Below are 23,143 nucleotides of genomic sequence, written 5' to 3' on the forward strand. Positions count from 1 at the left end.
TCCGGAAAGGTAAGTACTTTTATTAAGATGCAAAAAGATAGTTTCCCTGGGAAGTTTAAAGAAGTTAGTTAAGGGTTCTATGATCTTTTCCTGATCGAAGTTCTGTTGGCCGGATATTCCAAGACACGTAATGAAAGTAAAAAAAAGTGTAATAGCAATTTTTTTCATAATGCAAAAAAAGAATCTTAATTCATTAAATTTCCTCTTTCCCTGTTTTCAGTTTTATACAAGGGGTTTTATTAAAGAACAGAAATCGCCTTAACCCCAATTTTAGATATGAAAAAAGTACCTTAACAGTATAAACTTTCTCTAAGGAATCATATTTCCGGATGAAACACTAAGTGTTTTCACGGTTGAATAGAGACTTCCGTCATCTCCCATACCTTCTATAAAAAAGGTCATGTTTTTAATACCAATATTAGGAATGGTAAAAGAGGCTTCCCCTTTTTTATTAATGAGCACTTCGGGCAACCAGTATATTACCCCATACTCTTCAAAAACACGACTCTGATAACTCGTATATTTGGGAACATAATATTTTTTGTTTTGCTCAAACCCGTTTTTTACTTCATAAGTAAATACAGGTTCTTTCTTCTCGCCATCATGCGCAAAAGGAAGGATCTCATCGCGGTTAGTATATATTCTAATAACTCCGCCGGCACCTCTTACACCTTCAGAAGATCCTGATTTGTCAATAAAAATGCTGTGTATTTGTGAAGTGGGTAGATTATATAAAAAATTAGAGAATTCTTCCTGCCCAATTAACCGCATATCATCAAAATAAATAATAGGTCGGGCTCTTCCAGAATTTTCAGCTCCCAGGCTAAATGATTGGGTGAGCCTGTTCAATATATCTACACCCAACGGGCCAATAAATACTTCATAACCACGAGATTGAATAAGATCTGTTACTAACGGATATTGAAAAGCTACATTTTTTGTAACCCTTAAGAGCCGGTTTCTGTAAATTTTCGGAACAAAAACATCATCTTCGGGTTTTTTCTGCCACTCATCTTTGGTAATTACTACTTCTTCCAGGGCTATGGTATTATCCGGTAAAATAAATGTAGGTATCGTTTCCTTTTTTTCACCGGCCTTTGTTACGGGATTGCTGTACAGTCCTGAATATGCCCATGTATTTTTTAATCGGTCTTTTTGATTTTCAGATGTCAGATTTAAGTACATATTGGGCCGTACGAGATCTCCATTCTTTTTGGAAATGGAGAACGTTAACTTTTCTCCATTTTCGGGAAAAAAGTCCTTTATGGAAAATGTATTATTGGGAACAGAAAGGTCAACCGTCTGAGAGGAGTGATTTTTAGTAGCATGCATGAGTACCTGAGATTTGGCACCTATTTCCATATTCATACCGCCTTTTAGAAAGATACCTCTTTCAAAAATATATTTTTGTTTGGGGGGGCTGGTGGTAATTACATTCCAGTCATACTTACTCCAACCCTGTGTTAGTAACAGCAGATCGAGTTCATATAGTTTTTTTGGAGTGATATTCCTAAAATAATATACTGCATTTTCAATTACTCCTTTTACGTAAGGTTTCAGGTGAAAGGTACTGTAGATATTATCGCGATGCTGATAGGAGATCGTAGTTTCAGGTAATACGGATATACTAAGATTTTGTAGTACTTTAGGAGCTCCCGGTATTCTTGCTGAAAACCAGAGAGTATCTTTGTTTACCGATGCAATGTTTATATCTACCTGTTTAAAATTAACGGAACGGGCATTGAAAAAGAGCCTTTCCAGTATCGGCGCACCATTCTCATCAAGTAAGGTAAAAATATTCATGCCTTTGTGTAAGAGGTCTTTAGCAATGAGATAGGAGCTTTCCAGTTTGCCCTTTTCAAAAACAACATCAATCTTTCGTGCCAGTCCATCTCTGTGTATAATGAGATAAAAAGGTTTATTCTCTATTTTGGCATAGGTAGCTGCATTGGTACGGAAGGTAACAAACATATCATCGGTATCTTCACCCGTATAAGCGATATTGATGGTAATACCTTCTGCCTGTGGTAACGGTAGGGGATAGGTTTTTTCTTTTCCATCGTTAAATGTAAGGGTAGCATAATACCGGGTATTGGTTTCAGAAGTCAAATCAAATTTGCCATGGCCATAGGGTGAAGTGACGAAATCGGTAATAACATCTCCTTTGTTATTTTTAATAATACCCTTGTTTATGTTTACCCCCTGTCCCAGGTTATTAAGCACCTTAACGGCTAGGGTATTTTGAGTTCCTGCTATAAAATTTCCTCCTTCCGGCATAAACTGTACATCATATTGGGTCACCTTATTGTTGGCAGAAGGTAAGGGAGATTCATTTAATATGGTTATTTTCTGAATAAATGCTCCTTCCTCATTGAAATTTTTCATCCAGTTGGTGGAAGCTTTCATATAGTAGTCTCCGCTGGTAAGCGTTGAGTCTAAGGCAAAACTACCTTTTACATAGCCATTTTTGGCGAGAAAGAGTTTTTTATCGATTTGTATGCCCAGGCTGTCATAAAGCCCCACGTACACGTTGGAAGTCTCATAAAAAACAGTATCTTTTCTGCGATTGTAGATGTAACCTTTAAACCAAAGATCTTCTCCGGTAACATAGGTACTTTTATTAAGGTGCAAAAAAATAGTTTCTCTGGGGAGTTTAAAAAAACTGGTTAAGGGTTCTATGATCTTTTCCTTATCGAAGTTTTGTTGGCCATATACCCCAAAACATGTAATGAAGATAAGAAAGAAAATAACAGCAAATTTTTTCATAGTATAAATATACGGCTTACGTAGCTGTAAAATTGTTAATTTTTTTTTAATTCAAACAGAGTACTTTTGTTTTTAATGTAAATAATTTAGCTTTTGATTAAAAAGATTAATGTATTTTCTTTTTTTTGCTAAAAAAATAAGAATTTCTTCATAAAGGTATAGTTAGAGTTGGAAAGGTGCTTACAATAGATATATATGTACTTTTAAAACGTTTTTACGTATATTGACCATAAAAAAATGCTCCTGATAATCATGGTCATACTGCTAAGTCTGTTCTTGTCAGGTATTTTTTTGTTCTTTTTTCTGGAAGCAGTATATGCTAAAATATGGAGGAAACCTTTTTTAACATATACCCATATTTTTTTACAAACGCCACTTACCAGTGACATTGAATTTATTCACAAAAACTTTCCCTTTTATGAGAAGCTATCACCACGGAAACAAAAAATTTTTGGACACCGGCTGGTGAGGTTTATCAAGAGTAAAGAGTTTATAAGTAGAGGAGGGGTGCCTATAACACGAGAAATGAAGTTGCTTATTGGCGGTACGGCCATAATGCTCACTTTTGGTATGCGAAAGTACAGTATGCCCTCGGTTAAAAGATTTGTGATCTATCCATCGCAATATGAATCCGTTATAAGCCGTGCAGAGCATTTGGGAGAATTCAACCCGGGATTAAAAACAATTGCTTTTTCGTGGCGGGATTTTATGAACGGGCATAAAGTAGCCCATGACAATCTTAATTTGGGCATTCATGAAATGGCCCATGCACTTAGTTATGAAAGTTTAAGACTAAACCATATAAGCGCAGTGTTGTTTGCTGACGGTTTATATAAAATTGATATGTTGCTTAAAAATAATGCCTTTATATCACGTTTAGAACGATCATCATACCTAAGACCTTATGCACGTGTAAATAAATATGAATTCTTTGCAGTAGCCCTGGAACATTTTATTGAAACACCCTACGATTTTCACCAACAATACCCGGAACTTTACAGAATTCTGCATGAAATGCTTAATTATAAGTTTGAAAAACCACATTTTTCAGTATAACATTATTTGTAATATCAGGGTTTACAATAAAATAATTATGGTTATCACGTTTTGCTACATACTTAAATTTTAACAAAAAAATAGTAAAATATGAGGTTTTCCGTAATTTGGTATTCCATTTTAAGCCTTTTGATGAGGTTTTCCCGTATAAATCACACTAATACCAAAAAAGCTGTTTTTAAAGTAGGAAAAAAATGGCCAATAATTTAGCTTTGAAATAAGGTAAAGCGGACTTAAATACACATTAACAGAAATAAACGTGACCTCTACACTTTACATTCTGTTTCAGTGTTCATAAAATGCTTGGGGGCTTATAAAAGGGTTTATATTTGAACCCTATACTTCCTTATATTTATAATGTACACTGTCTAGTGGATTACCAGTTATCGCTGCCGGTAAATACATCCGGACGTTATGCAGAAAAATATGCCGGTTTTACAAATGAATAGGAAATGTTTACGATCCTAGGTCCTATCGGTTTTCGAGCTTTCCGATGGGGCTGATACTTCAGGGCATTCGTGTAATTACGGATGTCCTGATTTTTTATTTGAGCATCAGTTTTTTGCCTATGTCATTGATAATCAAACCGGCATGTATTCTTGAATTTTCAATGAACCATTTATGTGTATCCATACCTCCACAGATCACTCCTGCAAGATACATATTTTCTATATTGGTTTCCATAGTTTCAGGGTTATAGTGGGGATATTTCTTTCCATCGTTTGACAGATGTATGCCCGTGTTTTCAAGAAAACTGAAATCCGGCCTGTACCCTGTAAGAGCCAGTACAAAATCATTTTCAAGTACCGTATTTCCTTCCGGAGACTGAATATGTACTTTATCAGTTGCTATATGTGTTACGTGGCTTTTAAAGAACACTTTAATGCTCCCTTCGGCAATACGGTTTTCAATATCGGGCTTCACCCAATATTTTACCCGATCCCCAATACCCTCTGCCCGCACTACCATTGTTACCTGTGCTCCTTTTCTATAACATTCTAAAGCAGCATCTACGGCAGAATTACTGGCGCCTATAACGACCAGTTTACTATGAGCATAGTAATGAGGATCTTTATAGTAGTGCGATACTTTAGGAAGCTCTTCTCCAGGTATATTAAGTGTGTTGGGAATATCATAAAAGCCTGTGGCTATGATAACGTTGCGTGCCTTATAAGAATCTTTATGGGTGCATACTTCGAAGAGTTGTTCTTTTTTAGTAACAGATATGACTTTTTCAAAAAGCCTGACATGTATTTTGTGATCGCTGACAATCCTGCGGTAATACTCGAGAGCTTCTGCTCTTCTAGGCTTATTTTCTTTACTAATAAATGGGATATGGTCTATTTCCAACTTCTCTGAAGTTGAAAAGAATTGCATATTGGACGGGTAGTTAAAAAGGGAATTTACAATACATCCTTTTTCGATGATCACTGTATTGAGCCCTTTTTTTTGAGCCTCCAGGGCACAGGCAATACCAATAGGGCCACCACCTATAATGATCACATCAAATACCCTCATGGGGAAATCAGGCTTTTAAGCTCTGCTATGGTTTTATCAGGATATTCACTTTTAAAAACAAAACTTCCGGCCACCAGAACATCAGCGCCTTTTTCTGCCAGAGCTTCTGCATTGGCAGAGGTGACACCTCCATCGATCTCGATAAGTGTATTTGCTTTTTTCGCTCTTATTATTTCTCGTAACCGGGTTACTTTGTTATAGGTATTTTCTATAAAAGACTGTCCTCCAAACCCGGGATTAACGCTCATTACACATACCAGGTCAATATCGTTTATAATGTCTTCTAAAAGATGTGCGCTGGTATGGGGGTTTAACGCCACTCCAGCCTTCATTCCGGCTTTTTTAATAGCTTGCAGGGTACGGTGCAGGTGGGGGCAGGCTTCGTAATGCACAGTCAAGATGTTAGCTCCTAAACTGGCAAATGTATTGATATAACGATCAGGATCTACAATCATTAAATGCACATCAATGGTTTTTTGTGCGTGTTTGGTAATGGCTTCCAGTACGGGCATGCCAAATGATATATTGGGTACAAAAACTCCGTCCATAATATCAATGTGAAACCAGTCTGCCTGGCTGTGGTTTATCATTTCAATATCCCGTTGCAGATTTGCAAAATCGGCAGCAAGAATAGAAGGTGCTATAATTTTAGAATCCATTTTTGAGGAGTTGACAATTGCCCTGCAAAGATAGGAAAGCCGGAGCAGAACGTAAAAAGTAAATTAAATGGCTGGCAATTAGATTTTTAAATACAATATGTGAAAAACCCCGGTAATCAGCCGGGGTTCATTCATCAATCAAAAAACGAACAGTTATGATAAACTGTTGTAGTTGTAAATATTGTTAAGATATATTTCATGCAAAAATGACTTTCGCAAAATACGAAAAATAGTTCATATTACGTAATCTGGATAAAATTATCCGAGGTATGTTTTCAGTATTTTACTTCTTGAAGTGTGTTTTAACCTTCTAATGGCTTTTTCTTTAATCTGCCTTACACGTTCACGCGTAAGGTCAAAAGTTTCTCCTATTTCTTCCAGTGTCATAGGGTGTTGATCTCCCAGACCAAAATAGAGCCGTATCACATCTGCCTCTCTGGGCGTAAGTGTTTCCAGTGCTCTTTCTATTTCAGTTCTAAGTGATTCGTGTAACAATTCCCTATCTGGATTTGGCGATTCACCACTTCTTAAAACATCGTAAAGGTTAGAATCTTCTCCTTCTACCAAAGGTGCATCCATAGAAACATGACGCCCGGAGTTTTTCATAGATTCTTTTACGTCGTTTACGGTCATATCCAGTTCTTTCGCAATCTCCTCTGCAGAGGGAACACGCTCATGCGCCTGCTCAAGAAAGGCGTAGGTTTTATTGATCTTGTTAATAGAACCAATTTTATTAAGGGGAAGACGTACTATCCTTGATTGTTCTGCCAGTGCCTGAAGAATGGATTGACGTATCCACCATACGGCATACGAAATGAATTTAAAACCACGTGTCTCATCAAACCTTTGTGCTGCTTTGATAAGGCCCAGGTTGCCTTCATTAATAAGATCAGGCAGGGTTAAGCCTTGATTTTGGTATTGCTTGGCTACAGAAACTACAAATCGTAAATTAGCCTTGGTAAGTTTTTCCAGTGCTCTTTGGTCTCCGGCTTTTATCTTTTGTGCTAATTCTACTTCTTCATCTGCGGTAATTAAATCAACTTTTCCTATTTCCTGAAGATATTTATCTAAAGATGCAGTTTCTCTGTTGGTAACCTGCTTGGTAATTTTGAGTTGTCTCATGTATTATTTCTCCTTCAAATTATGTTTATCACAATTGCTATCATATATTTATACGTAGAGTGTAACCAAAATGTTACATAAAAACCAAATTATTTTTAAAAATTACCTGTAGGCTGGTTTTTTATTTTTCCAGAAGTATTCTTGTTTGAGAAAGTTTTTTTGAGTTAACTACTTGATCTATAAAGAAGTAAATTTCCTGCATTCTGTCAAAAGGTATTTTGAATATATTGTGGCCTGCTCCTTTAAAACTATAAAACAAAAAACTTTGATCAAGGTCTTCCAGTTTTTTTACAATGGTAGCCGAACCGTCCAGCATGATGTATCCCGGAGTATTTTGTTCACAATAATGATGAGGTGCAGAATCATAAGGCACCAGAGGGTCTGCGGTTCCGTGAAAGAATACACCGGGAACAGCATTTTCTTTGGTGATATAGCGTATATCTAAAAGTGCCCCGGCAAGGCTCACCACAACAGCAGGCTTTATATGGGCATATTTTTTATCGGCATTGACCACCTCACGATTATAGGCAGCGATAAGGATACCTTCTGCACCGGCACTGCTCCCGGCCAGAATGATACGTTGTTCATCAATTTGTAGTTTCTCTTTTTGGTTCACCAAAAACAAAAGTGCATCCAGAATATCTGTAGTAACGGCCCTGAAAGTTTCTATTTTTTCAGAAGCCGGGCAGTCACAGCTAAAGCTTTTTCCTTTTCTGGTAAGACGGTAGGACAATGAAGCAACGGCATACCCTCTGGAAGCGGTACTATATGCCAGTTTTACGATCTCCTTATGATCGCGCTTTCCAGATGAAAATCCGCCCCCGTGTACAAAAACAAATAGCGGTCTTTTTGAGAGAGTATCTTTAACCGGTTGATAAAAATCCAGGTCCAGTGAGATACCGTCTTTTTGTATATAACTCATGGTTTCTACATGAATATTTGAAAATACGGAATCTATATAGCGTTCCTGTGCCGATAAGAAGGTTACTGCTAAAAAGAACAGAATACTTATGAATTTTGTCATTTAAAAGTGTATTTATTACGAAAATAGCTATTATTCAAACTTTTGTTGTACAAAGAGTATAAAAAAAGCGCCTTTATACAGGGCGCTTTTACATAACATTTTACATACAGTTATTCTTTTCTTCTTCTATCATTGTTGCCTCCCCTGTGATCTTTGGGTTTGCGATCGCGATCATCCCTTTTGGGTCTGTCTTGATATGACTTTTCACTTCTGGGCGGTCTGGGAAGTAAAGCTTTTCTGGAAACTTTCGGTTTTTTGGTTCTGGGATCCAGACCAATATATTTCACATCAAGCACATCTCCAACTTTCATAACATCTGCAGCATTTTCGGTACGTTCCCATGCAATCTCAGAAACATGAAGAAGTGAATCTTTACCGGGTACAAACTCTACTACCGCACCAAAGTCCAGTACTTTAGTTACTTTAACGGAGTATGTTTCTCCTTCTGTGGGTTCAAAGGTATAGGCATCGATTGCGGCAATAGCTTTGTCAATACCTTCCTGATTTACTCCCAGGATCTCTACAATACCAAGGTTTCCTTCTTCTTCTATTACAATGGTGGTTTCGGTATCAGCCTGTAATGCCTGAATATTTTTGCCTCCCGGCCCAATAACGGCACCGATGTAATCTTTAGGGATCTCCACCTTAACAATTTTGGGAGCATAAGGTTTAACTGTTGAAGCGGGCTCTGCAATGGTTTCCACGAGCTTTTCAAGAATATGAAGCCGCCCGTCCCTTGCCTGATTTAGTGCTTTTTCCAGAATTTCATAAGAGAGTCCTTTGATCTTGATATCCATCTGGCATGCTGTAATCCCTTCCGATGTGCCTGTTACTTTGAAATCCATATCTCCAAGGTGGTCTTCATCTCCCAGTATGTCAGACAGAACTGCATAACGATCACCATCTGTTATAAGCCCCATGGCAATACCGGAAACGGGTTTTTTTAGTTGGACACCAGCATCCATTAAGGCCATGGTTCCTGCGCATACGGTGGCCATTGAGGAAGATCCGTTAGATTCCAGAACTTCTGAAACTACTCTCACGGTATATGGGCAGTCTTCAGGTATCATGTTTTTGAGGGCGCGTTGGGCGAGGTTTCCATGTCCAATTTCACGTCTTGAGGTACCCCGAATAGGGCGTGCCTCTCCTGTAGAAAAAGGAGGGAAGTTATAGTGTAAATAGAATTTCTCTTCTCCCTGATCGGTTGGTAAATCAATAACATTGGCTTCTCTGGAGGTACCTAAGGTAACGGTAGCCAGTGCCTGGGTTTCTCCTCTGGTAAAAATAGAGGAGCCATGAGTAGAAGGCAAATAGGCAACTTCACACCAGATGGGGCGTATATCGTTATTTTTACGCCCATCGAGACGTATATTTTCATCGAGAATCAGGTTTCGAACGGCTTCTTTCTGTGCTTTGTTGAAGTATTTTGAGACCAGATCTCTTTTTTCTTCCAGTTCTTCTTCCGTAAAGAGAGCTTCACACTCTTCTTTAAGAGTTGCAAACCTTTCTCCTCTTTCCTGCTTTGAAGTATCTTCATGAGCTATAGCATAACATTTGTTATAGGCAAGATCGTGTATTTTCTGCTCCATAACTTCATCTTCCAGCTCGCCTTCATAGGTACGTGTAGCTTTTTTGCCAACTTTGGCTACTAAACGTTCCTGGGCTTCGCACTGCTCTTTAATGGCTTTGTGGGCTATTGCTATTGCTTCTACCATTTCTTTTTCAGAGATCTCGTGCATTTCTCCTTCTACCATAGCAACAGAATCTGCAGAGGCGCCTACCATCATATCGATATCTGCTTCTGCCAATTGGGTTTTGCTCGGGTTTATAATAAACTCTCCGTTTACGCGGGCAACCCGTACTTCCGAAATGGGATATTCAAAAGGAATATCGGAAAGTGCAATACAGGTAGAAGCGGCCAGCCCTGCTAGGGCATCAGGCATCACGTCGTCATCATGAGACATAAGCTGTATCATTACCTGCGTTTCGGCGTGGTAGTCTTTCGGGAATAAAGGCCTTAAAACGCGATCTACCAGGCGCATGGTCAATACTTCAGAATCACTGGGCCTTGCTTCTCTTTTAAAGAACCCTCCCGGAAATCTTCCGGCGGCAGCAAACTTCTCCCTATAATCTACCGTTAAAGGTAAAAAATCAATGTCAGGTTTTGCTTCTCTTGCTGATACTACAGTAGCCAGCAGCATGGCGTCACCCATTTTTACTACAACTGAACCATCGGCCTGCTTTGCCAGTTTTCCCGTTTCCAGAGAGATGGTTCTTCCATCTCCCAAATCAATAATTTCTTGTGTTACTTCAGGAATCATAAAATATTTTAATTAATTAAACAAAGGGCGTTGTGTTGTGTGTTGCGGTGTTGTGTAATCCCAATGAAAAACTAATAGTATAAACTTTTTCAAAAGCTCTTACGCTTCATTATTGAACTACTGTTCAATTTTTTTTGGCAGTTGTACTGCTGTATGTTGTAAAAAAAAAGAGGCATGAAGCCTCTTTATATTATTTTCTAAGTCCCAGTTCCTTAACAATAGCACGGTATCTTTCAATATCCTTTTTCTTAAGGTAGTCCAGCAGGCTTCTTCTTTTACCTACCAGCTTTACCAAAGAGCGCTCTGTATTAAAATCTTTTCGATTGTTCTTAAGGTGTTCTGTAAGGTGGTTGATTCGAAAAGTAAACAGGGCTATCTGCCCTTCTGCAGACCCGGTGTTATTTTCAGCACCTCCGTGCTTTTTAAAAATGTCTTCTTTAATTTCTTTTGTAAGATACATGCCAATATTATTTAAATGATTTTTATGTATGTTGATAAATTTATATCAGGGCGCAAAGATAGAAATAATTTTAAGATATAGAATAAATATTTACCACTGGTTTAAACTTTCTGTAACTATGGAGGTCTTACTATCACAAACCTTAAAATTAACAATTATGAAATCGTTTTTAATAAGAAATGCCTTTTTATGTTTTTTAGGAATAGGCCTGATCACGGGCTGTAGTAATGAAGAACTTTCCCCGGATACTCAGCAGGCAATCTCTGAAGTTGATGTGGTAGCTATAGATGAATCTGAACAAATAGCCGAAGAGATACATATGATAATTGAAGATATCTATGCTACTGATGAAATATTGACACTCTCCAGGGAAAACTACCAATCAGATCATTTACCCGAATGTGTTACGGTAACTACAGGGGTAACAGAGACTACCCGGCAAAAGACTATAGATTTTGGAGAAGGGTGTGAATTGAGAAATGGTAATACGGTAAGTGGAAGTATTCTGTTTCTGTACTCTATAAATATGGAGCTTATGAGTAAAGAACTTTCTTTTGTTTTAAAGGATTTTACTTTTAACGGAGTACAGGTAGAAGGAGAAAGTACAGTGACCAGGGTACGTGACAACGGGAGTGGCAATCCGCAGTCTAATGTGCTTTCCAGTTTTACACTTACCTGGGAAAGTGGAGCAGAGGCTTCTCTGGCTCTGGAGCGAACCCGGGAATGGATAGAAGGTTACGGAAGCGGTTTTTGGGCTGACAATGTTTTCCTGATAACCGGAACAAGTGTATATACCAATCGTCTGGGAAATGTCTGGCAAAAAACGGTGGTAACCCCGTTACGCAGGGAGATGGCCTGCCGGTTTTTAGTTAGCGGCGAACTGAGGCTGTCACGAAACGAAAACAGCATGATGCTGGATTACGGTGACGGAACCTGTGATAATAAAGCACTGTTGACCCGCGTTGATGGAACTACTGAAGAGATTAATCTGAGGCGGTTTAACCGATAATTACATAAAAAAGCAGCCTTCAGGCTGCTTTTTTATGTAATATTAGGTGTTTTTAAATTACTTAATGGGGATACCTTCTATAGGAAGATCTCCGAGGTCACCGCCACCGCCGCCGCCGAAGCCACCACCTCCGCCGGAAGAAGGATAAGGAGGAACTACCGAGATGGTAGCGAATTTTACATTAATAGAAGAAACCTTGTCGGCCCACTTGTTAAAAATGCCTATAGGAATGCTTCTGAATTTCCAGTGTCCACGGTGCTCATCACCATAAGAATGACTGAGACTGTTAGCAAATGGAAGGGATATATACTTACAATGGGGAGTTTCTAACTCACATTTAAACTTCAATACTTTTCCTTTAAAATCTTTATGTTCATATAGTGCAACTTCATCATTGTTATAAATGTTTTGATACAATGTGTTAATGCCAATGGAACTCATAATGTCATTAAAACCCACAAGGGTAAGATCACGTAACTGATACCCCTGGGTAATGTTAAGTTTTTTACCCTGAAAGTGGTCATGCTCATATGCCAGTACATTATGGTTAAAAAGGGTTACATTAAATGAGGTACGGCCTACTGAGGCGGTTGCTTTTTGTTGCATACCATCAATGGAGTTGAATGCAAAGTAAGCATCGGCTTCTTCTTCCGAATCAAAAAAGTAGATATATTCTCCTGAAACTACGGTGGCTAAGTTTTCCACGGCTTCCAGGTTTTCAAGCTCTTTTGGAAATACTTCAGGTAATACCATATCACCATTCGCATCTGTAGTGGTGGGAATTACAAACTGTTTCCCTTTGTAATACACTGTTAGTGTGGTTTCTTCAATGGTATCTAAAGCAGATGCTTCTAACGGATCTAAAGTTTCTTCATTGCTGCAGGAAACCAGGAGAGCCAACGATAAAAACATAAAAAATACAGATAGACTTTTAATTTTTCTCATAATTAGTGTTTAATTAAGTTATGAGATAAATTTATTAAAAAAATGTTAAAAAACATTAATTAATTGATGGTATTTTCTTTCAAAAAAGAAAAGATTTTATTGTATTGATATAATAAGAAGTTTTTAATCAAATACCATTAGGATAAAAAAATGCATTTCAATTTTGAAATGCACTTGTCTAGATTGGTGATATAATGTTTTTAGGCACGTACAGGCCGGTTTTGAATTAGGTCGAGGTACAAATTTATTTTGTTCTTAAGATCTCTTCTGTGTACAATGAAATCCAGAAACCCTTTGTCCAGAACAAATTCTGACCGTTGAAAGCCTTGCGGTAATTCTTTTCCGGTAGCTTCTTTTACCACTCTGGGGCCGGCAAAGCCTATGAGTGCTCCGGGCTCGGCGATATTAATATCTCCCAGCATGGCATAGGAAGCAGTAGTACCTCCTGTAGTGGGATCTGTACATAACGAGATATAAGGTATGCCGGCTTCGGCCAGTTGGGCGAGTTTTGCAGAAGTTTTTGCCAACTGCATTAAAGAAAGGGCAGCCTCCATCATACGTGCCCCTCCTGACTTTGAGATCATAACAAATGGAATCTTGTTTTTAAGTGAATGATCAATAGCCCTTGCTATTTTTTCACCCACAACACTTCCCATAGAACCTCCAATAAATGCAAAGTCCATACAGGCTACTACCAGGTCCTTGCCTTTTGATTTTCCTACGGCGGTACGAACAGCATCCTTTAAACCGGTTTTCTCTTTGGCATCCCTGAGTCGGTCTGTATATTTTTTAGTATCTGTAAACTTCAAAGGGTCTTTTGAGGTAAGCCCGGCATTAAGTTCTTTAAATTTATTATCATCAAAAAGTATCTCAAAATACTCTTTGCTGCCAATTCGCACATGGTAATCATCTTCCGGACTTACATAAAAATTTCTTGCAAGCTCTTCAGCTTCTACTATTTTACCGGTAGGGGATTTGTACCACAATCCTTTGGGAGTGTCTTTTTTCTCTTCTGTAGAGGTTTGAATTCCTTTTTCTTTTCTCTTAAACCAGGTCATGTAATCTTGATTTAGTTTTTATGCTTCCGGCAATTCGGGGGAATTGAATAAAAGTTGTCCGAACGTTTGGAAAAAGTAATATTCGCTCTTTTCTTACAGGGTATTTACGTTATTAAGATCTTCGAAGGCTTTCTTTAAACGTTTTTTAAATGTTTCTTCACCTTCTCTCAGCCATTTCCTGGGGTCATAATGCTTTTTGTTGGGCTCATCTGCCCCATCTGGATTCCCTATTTGGGTCATGAGGTATGGTTTTTTTGATAACATATAATCTCTTATACCTTCAGTAAAAGCAAATTGAAGATCAGTGTCTATATTCATTTTTATAACTCCGTAGTCTATGGCTTCCCGTATCTCCTGTAGGGTTGAACCTGATCCACCGTGAAATACAAAATCCACAGGATTATGCGCAGTATTGTATTTGCGTTGAAGATGTTCCTGAGAATTCTTAAGTATTTTTGGGGTAAGTTTTACATTTCCGGGTTTATATACCCCATGTACATTTCCAAATGCGGCTGCTACGGTAAATTGATCACTTATTTTCATAAGTTCTTCATATGCATAGGCTACTTCTTCGGGTTGTGTATAGAGTTTGGAATTGTCTATATCGGTATTGTCAACCCCGTCTTCCTCACCTCCGGTAATACCCAGTTCTATTTCCAGAGTCATTCCCATTTTTTCCATACGCTCCAGATAGTTCTTACAGATGGAAATATTTTCTTCTATGGGTTCTTCTGAAAGATCAAGCATGTGAGAGCTAAAAAGCGGTTTTCCGGTCTGTTTGTAAAAAAGTTCACTGGCATCAAGAAGGCCATCTATCCAGGGCAGTAATTTTTTAGCGCAATGGTCTGTGTGTAATATTACCGTTGCACCATACGCTTCTGCTAGCTGATGTACGTGTCTGGCACCCGCTATAGCACCGGCTATGGCTGCTTTTTGATTTTCATTACTAAGTCCTTTACCTGCATTGAAATGGGCACCGCCGTTAGAGAATTGAATAATAACGGGAGCATTTAAAGAGGCAGTAGTCTCTAAAACGGAATTAATACTGTTAGACCCCACTACATTAACCGCGGGAAGGGCGAATTTTCCTTTTTTGGCATGAGCAAAAATTTCCTGAACTTCTCTACCGGTAGCTACGCCGGGCTTGATCGTATGACTCATATTGTATTTGGGTTAATTGACAGGCTACAAAAGTAATAAATTAAAATGCTTAAAAAGGATAATTTATTCCAATATTAAAAACGGCATTGGCAAAATTGTATTCCCTAAACCATCTTTTGCCTGCTTCGTTTGCCGGATTATGGGTTTTAAAACCGGTATCAAAACGAATTACAAAGAAATTAAAATCGTATCGTAGTCCAAAGCCGGTACCCAGTGCAAGTTCTTTAAGGGATGAAAAGTTCTCAAAAACAGCCGCTTCGTCTGTTACATTGTCAAAAGCATTCCAAATATTGCCGGCATCTGCAAACAGGGCCCCGTTAAGACTTCCAAAAAGATTGAAGCGATATTCCAGATTAAATGCAATTTTTAAATTAGCTTCATTAAAGTCATTAAAGTTCCTTGTAGTACCCGGCCCCAGGGCGTAGGCTTCCCAGGCGCGATTATCATTAGAACCACCCCCAAAATAACTCTGTGCAAAAGGTATGTTGTTAGCATTGCCAAATGGAATGGCGAGACCGAAAAAGCTACGCAGGGCAAGCACTTCTTTATTACTGATTTCCCAGTATTTTATATAATCAAATTCAGTTTTAAAATATTCGGAATACTGAACACCAAATACCAGGTTATTGCCATTTTCATCCTTATTAAAGTCAATTACTTCTGAAGCTACGGTGAGTAATGTTCCTGCTGATTCCAGTTTTAACCGGAATTGGGAAAAATTATTATCTTCAAAGTTTACCCGGTTATTTCTGGTGTGGGTAAAACTGGCCGCCAGGATAAGGTTGTTTTCTGTGAGTCTTTCCTGCCGTTCACTTATATTGATCACATTTCTGAAATTATCAGAACCTACAGGGATCTCGGGTACATTGTTATTGATAACGTCATCAATAAACTGATTGGTTTCCTGAGGGATCTGTAAATCCCCCTCCAAAGGATAATCTACTTCCCGGGCTATGGAATTCAATTGGTTATAGGTGTCTTCATAAACCCTGAAAAAATTATCAATATTCACATTTCGAATGAATTGTACATTTAGCAATTCGAGTATATTACGCTTATTTTGAGTCGGGTTCCATGTGTATCGCAAAGAGTTGTTAAAACTTTGTTTATCCAGACCAATATTAGTCTGGATACTGGTACCAACAGATATACGTGTTTCAGGCAGCATATATTTTGGAATGATCCCATCTGTTTTAAAAGGGAGGAAAATACGCGGGAAATTAAGCCGTATATCACCCCCTATTTCCGAGATGTTGAAAAAACGATCTTCTGCATTGTTGGCTTCTCTCGATGATCCTAAAGTGCCACGGGCAGCTAATTCAAGGGTTTCTGCCCCTCTAAATACATTCCTGCTAATAACCGATGTACTAAAAGACACCCCAAAATCCTGGATGTTTGAATGCGAAACATCCGTATTAAAACCTAACGAAAACCGGGGCCGTGCGGTTAGATAAATATTACTGTTAAGTTTATTATCAGTACTATCGGCATATACATATCCAATGTTAGGATATTTAAATGTACGCAAATTGGAGATCTGCTGCGTGGTAAAAGAGCGGTTCTGTTCTTTAAAAACATCACCTGGAGTAATAGCAACGGCATTGGTAATGGCTTCTGGCCGGTACTTCAACTTGTCTTTATAATATATTTTATACCCGTCGTGCTCAATATAACTCAGAGAGTCTTTATTATCGTTAAAATTATAATCGGCATAAATATTAACATCTTTTATGGTGTGTACTTTATATTCCGTTTCTACGAGAGACTCATCTACACGTTCCAGATAATTCTCTATGCGCAGAGTTACCGGCAATTTTCGATCGTTACTTCCCGGAGTACTATCAATTTTTACATCAAAAGTAATAGAGGTAGGCTGAAAACGATAAATACCTGAATTTGCAAAGATCTGTGTAAGACGGTTTCGCTCTGCCTCAAAATTAAAAAGATTAAACTGATCTCTCCTTTTTAACAGAGATTCTGCTTTGTGTAACTGGTACAGAGAGTCGAGATCTTTGGAGGCAATACTATGAGAAATAGTATCCAGGAAAAAAGGTTTACCGGTTTCTATACGATACTTAATTTCGGCTCTTTTTTCCTTCTTACCGGCAGTATCAATCTCATATTCCATAGAACTGTTCAGATAGCCGCGTCCATCATAATAGAGTTTAAGTCTTTTTAAAGATTTCTCTGCTCTCGATCTGTCCACAATTACCGGAGCTTCTCCTGTTTTTTTGATCCAGTTATTGATACCGGTTACCGAACGCTGCATCTCTTTTACCTGTTTACCTGAAATAAGGCTTTTCCATCTTTTTTCTCTTTTCGGTTTTCTGTGTAACCAGTTCTGAAAGGATGAATCAGGGTGCTGAGTAGCCAGGTTATAAATATGTAACCGCATTGGAATCCCTAAAACTTTATTATTGGGTTGCTGATAAAGAAGATTTTCCACTTCATCATTTTTCTCTTTATTCCCATTAATAACAATAGTGTTTCGGGTGAGCAACAATTCATTGTCCTGAACCCGTTTAATGGTATTGCAGGCACTAAGACCCACAATTAAAAAGATTACGGCTATTTTTGTAATTAGTTTTGTCAAGTTGTTTAAGGAGATTTTGAAAAAATCTGAATCAAAAATACATTATTTGAATGGTTAGCAAAAACCAGACCAGACTAATACGCAGTCTGGATCAAAAAAAGTACCGTAATAAATACGGATTGTTTGTGGCTGAAGGATTAAAAGTAATTGAAGAATTATTAAAATCCTCCATTAAACCTAAAGTATTATATACCACACAGAGTGATTTGTACACAAAAGTTACCTGCGAAGTATGTGTAATTACCGAAAAAGAACTTCAGAGTATAAGTTTTCTTTCAACGCCCAATACCGTACTGGGCCTTTTTGAAATACCCGTTCCTGAAAAACCTTTACCTCAGGGTTTGCAAGTAGCGCTAGATAGTGTGCGTGACCCGGGAAATTTAGGCACAATTATTCGCTTGTGCGACTGGTTTGGTGTAAATCATCTTATATGTAGTCTTGACACGGTGGATTGTTACAACCCTAAGGTGGTTCAGGCCACTATGGGTTCTCTTTCAAGAGTTCAGGTACAGTACACTTCTTTAGAGAGCTACCTGTCTTCCTCTTCCATTCCTGTTTTTTCTGCGGTTATGGAAGGAGCAAATGTATATACTGCCAGTTTACCCCATGAAGGTATTATAGTAATGGGAAATGAATCGAACGGGATCTCGCCGGAAATAGCCGGTTTGTGTGACCATCAATTAACTATTCCCCGTTTTGGCGATATGAAACAAACAGAAAGCCTTAACGTAGCAATGGCAACTGCTATTTTGTTAAGTGAGTTTAGAAGAGGTACTATTCAAAAGTGAAATTAATAAAAATGGCCCGTGTAAACATACCGTTAATGTTGGATGTCCATGGACTGTTGGGATCTGCATCTGGTACCAGTTCGTCATTAAAGGCAAACACCCCGCGAATAGAAGGTGAGAACTTGAAGTAGAACAGGTAAAAATCGATCCCGAAGCCCAATTCGTAATAGTAGGTAGATCGTTTCATACGAAAGTTTCCGTTACTATTATCATCCAGGCTGTCTTCATTGCTGCCCAGGTTGATGGAAGTAGATACCCCACCCACAATAAAAGGTTTAAAGTTCCCCAGCCGCTTGGTACTGGCTTTTATTAATAAAGGGAAGTGAATATAGGTAGAGCGTACTTCTCTGAAAAAGTCTCTTTGGTCTGTAAACCCTGGAAACCCGAGATCTCTTTGAGTATAATACAGGCCCGGTTCAAACCTAAGATCAAAATAATCATTAATACGTAGGTTTCCAATGAGCCCTACATTGAATCCTACCGTTTTCGATACCAGAACATCTCCGGTATTTTCATTGTAATCAAATTTAAAATCATATTGATTGAAGCCAAGAAAATATCCCCAATGTACCCTTTGTTTGTCAAAGTTTTCCAGATTAAGGATCGGATTTTCATTAAATTGACTATACACCGAAGTCACCAGGCCAAAGGCGGTAAGTATTGAAAAAAAGTATTTTTTCATGGGCATACGTTTCATGAGCTATTTTGATGCAACATATATGGTGGCTACCCCAAAAGTCTGAGGATGATCTTCCACACTTATAAACCCGATTTTACGTAAAATATTGTTGAAGTCCTCCCCACATGGAAAAACAGAAGCAGATTCTGATAAATAACGATAGGCAGATTTATCTCTGGAGAACATTTTACCAATGAGAGGCATTACAGTACCTGTATAAAGCCGATAACCCTGTTTGAATGGGGTTTTTTGAGGTACAGATGTTTCCAGTATCACCAATTTCCCCTTATCCTTAAGAACGCGTAAGATCTCAGACAAACCCTTTTCCAGAGTTTCAAAATTTCTCACTCCAAAAGCTACGGTTACCACATCAAACGTTTTATCATCAAAAGGCAGGTCTTCACTGTCGCCCACTACCATGTCAATCGTGCCCGACAGGTTTTTATCAGTTACCTTTTGCCGTCCTACCTCCAGCATGCCCTTTGAAATATCGAGGCCCACAATTTTCTTTGCTCCCGTGGCAACCATATGAATGGCAAGGTCTCCGGTACCTGTAGCAATATCCAGAATATTCTCTGGTTTTGAAGCGCTAACCATACGCACTACTTTCTTGCGCCAGTTTACATCAAAACCAAAAGATATAACACGGTTAAGCCCATCGTAATTCTCTGAAATAGTATCGAACATTTGTGTAACCTGTTCTTTTTTACCCAGATCAGAATCCTTGTACGGAGTAACATTTTTGGCCATTCTCTTAATTTTGAGCAAAGATACTATATTGAAACCGGTTTTAAATAGCATCTGTCTCAAACTTCTTTATGCAGTAATGTTTTAATTTTCACGTATATTTGCAATGCAAATAGTGCTTATTTCAGATGAAGATAATAATTGCGGGCGCCGGTGAGGTTGGATTTCATTTGGCAAAATTACTCTCCTACGAATCACAGGATATAACCCTTATCGATACTCATAAAGACAGTTTAGCCTATGCCGATACGCATTTGGATATAAAAGTATTGAAAGGAGATGCTACTTCCATAAGTATGCTTAAAGAGGCCAAAGTAGCCTCTTCAGACCTCGTCATAGGAGTAACCTCATCAGAAACCACCAATATCACTTTATGTGTACTGGCAAAGCAATTAGGCTGTAAACGAACTATTGCACGAATATCAAATACAGAGTTTATTGATAACAAAGAGCTGATCAAGTTTTCAGACCTGGGTATAGATGAGCTTATCTCTCCTGAAGAGCTCGCTGCAGAAGAGATACAGTTGTTGCTGGACCAGTCTGCTTTTAATGACAGCTATGAATTTGAAGATGGGGCCCTGATCATGGTAGGTACCCCTTTACAGCGAACCGCTCCTTTTGTAGGTAAATCGGTAAAAGAAGCCGCCAGGATATTTCCTGAACTTCATTTTATCCCTATAGCCATTCAGCGTTTTGGAACACAATACACATTAATACCCAGGGGTGACACAGTGTTTAAAGAAGGGGACCAGGCATATTTTATTACTTCGAGAGAAGGCGTAGATGACCTCTATAAACTTACGGGTAAAACACGTGAGGAAATCAAGAATGTGATGATCCTGGGGGGTAGTAAAATAGGATTTAAAACAGCCAGAGACCTTTGCTCCAATAAGTTTAAGGTAAAACTTATTGAAAAGGACAGAAATAAAGCATTTGATCTGGCAGATGAACTCCCTAATGCTTTGATCATTAATGGCGATGGCCGAAATGTAGAGTTACTGGAAGAAGAAAATCTCGAAGAGATGGACGCGTTTATATCAGTTACCGGTAATTCGGAAACCAATATTATGTCCTGCCTGGTAGCCAAATCAAAGAACATTAAAAAAACCATTGCCCTGGTAGAGAATATGGATTATTTTCAGTTGTCACATTCTATCGGTATTGATACGCTGATTAATAAAAAACTGCTCGCTGCCAATAATATATTTCGCTATATCAGGAGAGGAGAAGTTGTGGCGCTTACGCGACTTAACAATTTGAATGCAGAAATACTGGAGTTCATTGTAAAGCCTTCTTCTGCAGTTACCGGAAAACAGATACGGGATATTGATTTTCCGCGTTCTGCCATTATTGGAGGGGTTATTCGTGACGGGGAAGGGATTATAGCCTTAGGAGATTTTCTTATAAAAGCGGGAGACCGCGTAGTAGTTTGTAGCTTGCCCCGATCCATAACTAAAGTTGAAAAACTTTTTCTCTAGTTATGTTAAAACTAAACTCCAGGATCATTTTTCATATAATGGGACTTTTGCTCCTGTTTAACGGGGGGTTTATGCTGCTCGCTGCCCTGATAAGCGGTATTTACAATGATGGAGTTACCTTAGATATTTCCCTGGCAGGTATTGTAACCATATTCTCAGGAACACTCCTCATGTTCGTAACCCGGGAGCATGATAAAGAACTTAAAAAACGCGAAGGATACCTCATTGTTACCTTTGGGTGGATATGTATGTCACTTTCAGGCATGTTACCCTATTTGTTTTCAAAAGAGATACCAGATTTAACGAATGCCTTTTTTGAAACCATGTCTGGTTATACCACTACAGGTGCTTCCATTTTAAAAGATATAGAATCACTTCCTGAAGGGATACTTTTCTGGAGAAGTACCACGCATTGGATAGGAGGTATGGGTATTATAGTACTGGCCATAGCTATTTTACCCTTGTTAGGAATTGGGGGTATGCAGTTGTTTGCCGCCGAAGCACCTGGCCCCAGTGCCGATAAGCTACACCCGCGAATTACCGATACAGCCAAACGTTTATGGCTCATATATTTTGGATATACCCTGGCCGAAACTATTTTGTTAATGGTTGCCGGGATGTCTTTTTTTGATGCCATTAACCATTCAATGGCCACATTATCTACCGGTGGATTTTCAACCAAAAATGCGAGTATTGCCCATTGGAATGATCAGCCTATGATACAGTATATTATTATGCTGTTTATGTTCCTGGCGGGTACCAACTTCATCCTGAGCTATTTTGCTTTCAAAGGAAGGTTCCGTAAGGTCATTATGGATGATGAATTTACCTTTTTCGGAAGGTTTATTCTCGTTTTTGCCATTATTTGTGCACTGGTTATTTACTTTCAGGCAAATGTTCCGGTTTCTGAGTATCATCCGCAGGTATGGGGCAGATTGGAAAGTGCCGTTAGGCACGGTTTGTTCCAGACACTCGCTGTAATTACTACTACCGGTTTTGTTTCAGCTGATTATACAATGTGGACCCCTTTCCTTACAGTTGTATTTTTTGGTTTTATGTTTCTTGGAGGGTCTGCAGGATCTACTTCAGGAGGTGTCAAATTCGTAAGGCATTTGCTCATGATTCGCAATGGACTATCTGAGTTTAGAAGAACTTTACACCCTAATGCGGTAATTCCCGTACGGTACAACCGAAAATCAGTTTCCGGAGGTATTGTTTATAATGTTTTAGGGTTTTTTATAGTCTATATGCTTATGTTTATTATCGGAGCCCTTGTATTAGGGTTTATGGGGCTGGATTTTGAAACTGCGGTAGGTGGCGCAGCTTCTTCCCTGGGAAATGTAGGACCCGCTTTGGGAGACCTTGGGCCACTTGATAATTACAATGCATTGCCCGCTTCCGGAAAATGGTGGTGTGCCTTTTTAATGCTTTTAGGAAGGCTTGAACTTTTTACCGTACTTATTATTATCACCCCGTACTTTTGGAAAAAGATCTGATACCTGAAAAATCACCATCTGTTCTGCTTAAAGTGTAAACAGCAGGATATATTTCCGGCGAATTATGCTCTTAATTTCAACAACACTTAGATGCTGTTTTTTTATAACAAAAAAATCTTTTAATTAAGACAATGAAGAGGAATGACATATTTATAAAAACAGATATATTGTGTAGTAAAACATAAAAAAATGCTAAAATATCTGATTTTTAATAAAAAATTACTAATTTTAAAAGTCTTCAAGTCTTAATTTGCCCCGATTCG

At 38.5% G+C, this 23,143-nt stretch carries 18 protein-coding genes; 5 read left to right on the plus strand and 13 right to left on the minus strand.

The window, feature by feature from the left end; genetic code table 11:
- Positions 1 to 309: 309 nt before the first annotated feature.
- Entirely contained in the window at positions 310 to 2,766 is a 2,457-nt protein-coding gene (locus WAO84_RS02490; RefSeq protein ID WP_340063450.1) for a hypothetical protein, read from the minus strand.
- A 252-nt stretch (positions 2,767 to 3,018) separates the two neighbouring features.
- Here WAO84_RS02490 and WAO84_RS02495 point away from each other — a divergent pair, with 252 nt between their 5' ends.
- Positions 3,019 to 3,822: a zinc-dependent peptidase gene (locus WAO84_RS02495; protein ID WP_340063451.1), complete on the plus strand. Its 804-nt coding sequence runs from the start codon at positions 3,019 to 3,021 to the stop codon at positions 3,820 to 3,822.
- A 543-nt stretch (positions 3,823 to 4,365) separates the two neighbouring features.
- On the opposite strand, the gene WAO84_RS02500 is transcribed toward WAO84_RS02495, so the two are convergent.
- The 6 genes from WAO84_RS02500 to rpsO form a co-directional block, all read right to left on the minus strand.
- The gene (locus WAO84_RS02500) at positions 4,366 to 5,340 is read right to left on the minus strand and encodes a YpdA family putative bacillithiol disulfide reductase (RefSeq protein ID WP_340063452.1); all 975 of its coding nucleotides are present in this window, start codon (positions 5,338 to 5,340) and stop codon (positions 4,366 to 4,368) included.
- Positions 5,337 to 5,999 (minus strand): ribulose-phosphate 3-epimerase, encoded by a 663-nt coding sequence (rpe, locus tag WAO84_RS02505; protein WP_340063453.1) that lies wholly within the window; start codon positions 5,997 to 5,999, stop codon positions 5,337 to 5,339. The genes WAO84_RS02500 and rpe overlap by 4 nt, the downstream gene beginning before the upstream one ends.
- A 258-nt stretch (positions 6,000 to 6,257) precedes the next feature.
- Positions 6,258 to 7,121, minus strand: coding sequence for a sigma-70 family RNA polymerase sigma factor (locus tag WAO84_RS02510; RefSeq protein ID WP_340063454.1), 864 nt, complete (start codon positions 7,119 to 7,121; stop codon positions 6,258 to 6,260).
- A 121-nt stretch (positions 7,122 to 7,242) separates the two neighbouring features.
- A complete protein-coding gene (locus WAO84_RS02515) occupies positions 7,243 to 8,145 on the minus strand; it encodes an alpha/beta hydrolase (RefSeq protein ID WP_340063455.1) in 903 nt (300 codons plus the stop codon).
- A gap of 110 nt (positions 8,146 to 8,255) precedes the next feature.
- On the minus strand, positions 8,256 to 10,466 hold the full coding sequence (locus tag WAO84_RS02520; protein WP_340063456.1) for a polyribonucleotide nucleotidyltransferase: 2,211 nt from the start codon (positions 10,464 to 10,466) through the stop codon (positions 8,256 to 8,258).
- 190 nt (positions 10,467 to 10,656) lie between these two features.
- The gene (gene rpsO / locus WAO84_RS02525; protein WP_340063457.1) at positions 10,657 to 10,926 is read right to left on the minus strand and encodes a 30S ribosomal protein S15; all 270 of its coding nucleotides are present in this window, start codon (positions 10,924 to 10,926) and stop codon (positions 10,657 to 10,659) included.
- A 157-nt stretch (positions 10,927 to 11,083) separates the two neighbouring features.
- Here rpsO and WAO84_RS02530 point away from each other — a divergent pair, with 157 nt between their 5' ends.
- Positions 11,084 to 11,935 (plus strand): hypothetical protein, encoded by an 852-nt coding sequence (locus tag WAO84_RS02530; protein ID WP_340063458.1) that lies wholly within the window; start codon positions 11,084 to 11,086, stop codon positions 11,933 to 11,935.
- Between the two features lie 57 nt (positions 11,936 to 11,992).
- Here the strand turns inward: WAO84_RS02530 and WAO84_RS02535 are convergent, their stop codons facing one another.
- The 4 genes from WAO84_RS02535 to tamL form a co-directional block, all read right to left on the minus strand.
- Positions 11,993 to 12,880 carry a hypothetical protein gene (locus WAO84_RS02535; protein WP_340063459.1) on the minus strand — a complete coding sequence of 296 codons (888 nt, stop codon included), beginning with the start codon at positions 12,878 to 12,880 and terminating at the stop codon, positions 11,993 to 11,995.
- Positions 12,881 to 13,080: 200 nt separating this feature from the next.
- Positions 13,081 to 13,938, minus strand: a complete 858-nt coding sequence (gene accD, locus WAO84_RS02540; RefSeq protein WP_340063460.1) for an acetyl-CoA carboxylase, carboxyltransferase subunit beta — start codon at positions 13,936 to 13,938, stop codon at positions 13,081 to 13,083.
- 93 nt (positions 13,939 to 14,031) lie between these two features.
- Positions 14,032 to 15,099, minus strand: a complete 1,068-nt coding sequence (fbaA, locus tag WAO84_RS02545; RefSeq protein ID WP_340063461.1) for a class II fructose-bisphosphate aldolase — start codon at positions 15,097 to 15,099, stop codon at positions 14,032 to 14,034.
- Positions 15,100 to 15,148: 49 nt separating this feature from the next.
- Positions 15,149 to 17,692, minus strand: coding sequence for a translocation and assembly module lipoprotein TamL (gene tamL, locus WAO84_RS02550; RefSeq protein WP_340063462.1), 2,544 nt, complete (start codon positions 17,690 to 17,692; stop codon positions 15,149 to 15,151).
- A gap of 50 nt (positions 17,693 to 17,742) precedes the next feature.
- On the opposite strand from tamL, the gene WAO84_RS02555 reads away from it, so the two are divergent.
- Entirely contained in the window at positions 17,743 to 18,480 is a 738-nt protein-coding gene (locus WAO84_RS02555; RefSeq protein ID WP_340063463.1) for an RNA methyltransferase, read from the plus strand.
- Here WAO84_RS02555 and porT read toward each other — a convergent pair.
- Complete coding sequence (porT, locus tag WAO84_RS02560) at positions 18,467 to 19,162, minus strand: type IX secretion/gliding motility protein PorT/SprT (protein WP_340063464.1); 696 nt, start codon at positions 19,160 to 19,162, stop codon at positions 18,467 to 18,469. The genes WAO84_RS02555 and porT overlap by 14 nt on opposite strands.
- Before the next feature lie 18 nt (positions 19,163 to 19,180).
- Positions 19,181 to 19,909, minus strand: coding sequence for a bifunctional demethylmenaquinone methyltransferase/2-methoxy-6-polyprenyl-1,4-benzoquinol methylase UbiE (gene ubiE, locus WAO84_RS02565; RefSeq protein WP_340063465.1), 729 nt, complete (start codon positions 19,907 to 19,909; stop codon positions 19,181 to 19,183).
- Between the two features lie 125 nt (positions 19,910 to 20,034).
- Here ubiE and trkA point away from each other — a divergent pair, with 125 nt between their 5' ends.
- Both trkA and WAO84_RS02575 read left to right on the plus strand, forming a co-directional pair.
- Positions 20,035 to 21,384, plus strand: a complete 1,350-nt coding sequence (trkA, locus tag WAO84_RS02570) for a Trk system potassium transporter TrkA (protein WP_340063466.1) — start codon at positions 20,035 to 20,037, stop codon at positions 21,382 to 21,384.
- A gap of 2 nt (positions 21,385 to 21,386) precedes the next feature.
- Positions 21,387 to 22,880, plus strand: a complete 1,494-nt coding sequence (locus WAO84_RS02575) for a TrkH family potassium uptake protein (protein ID WP_340063467.1) — start codon at positions 21,387 to 21,389, stop codon at positions 22,878 to 22,880.
- Positions 22,881 to 23,143: the final 263 nt, after the last annotated feature.

It is taken from the genome of Ascidiimonas aurantiaca (genome assembly GCF_037646345.1).
GTDB classification, from domain to species: Bacteria; Bacteroidota; Bacteroidia; order Flavobacteriales; family Flavobacteriaceae; genus Ascidiimonas; species Ascidiimonas aurantiaca.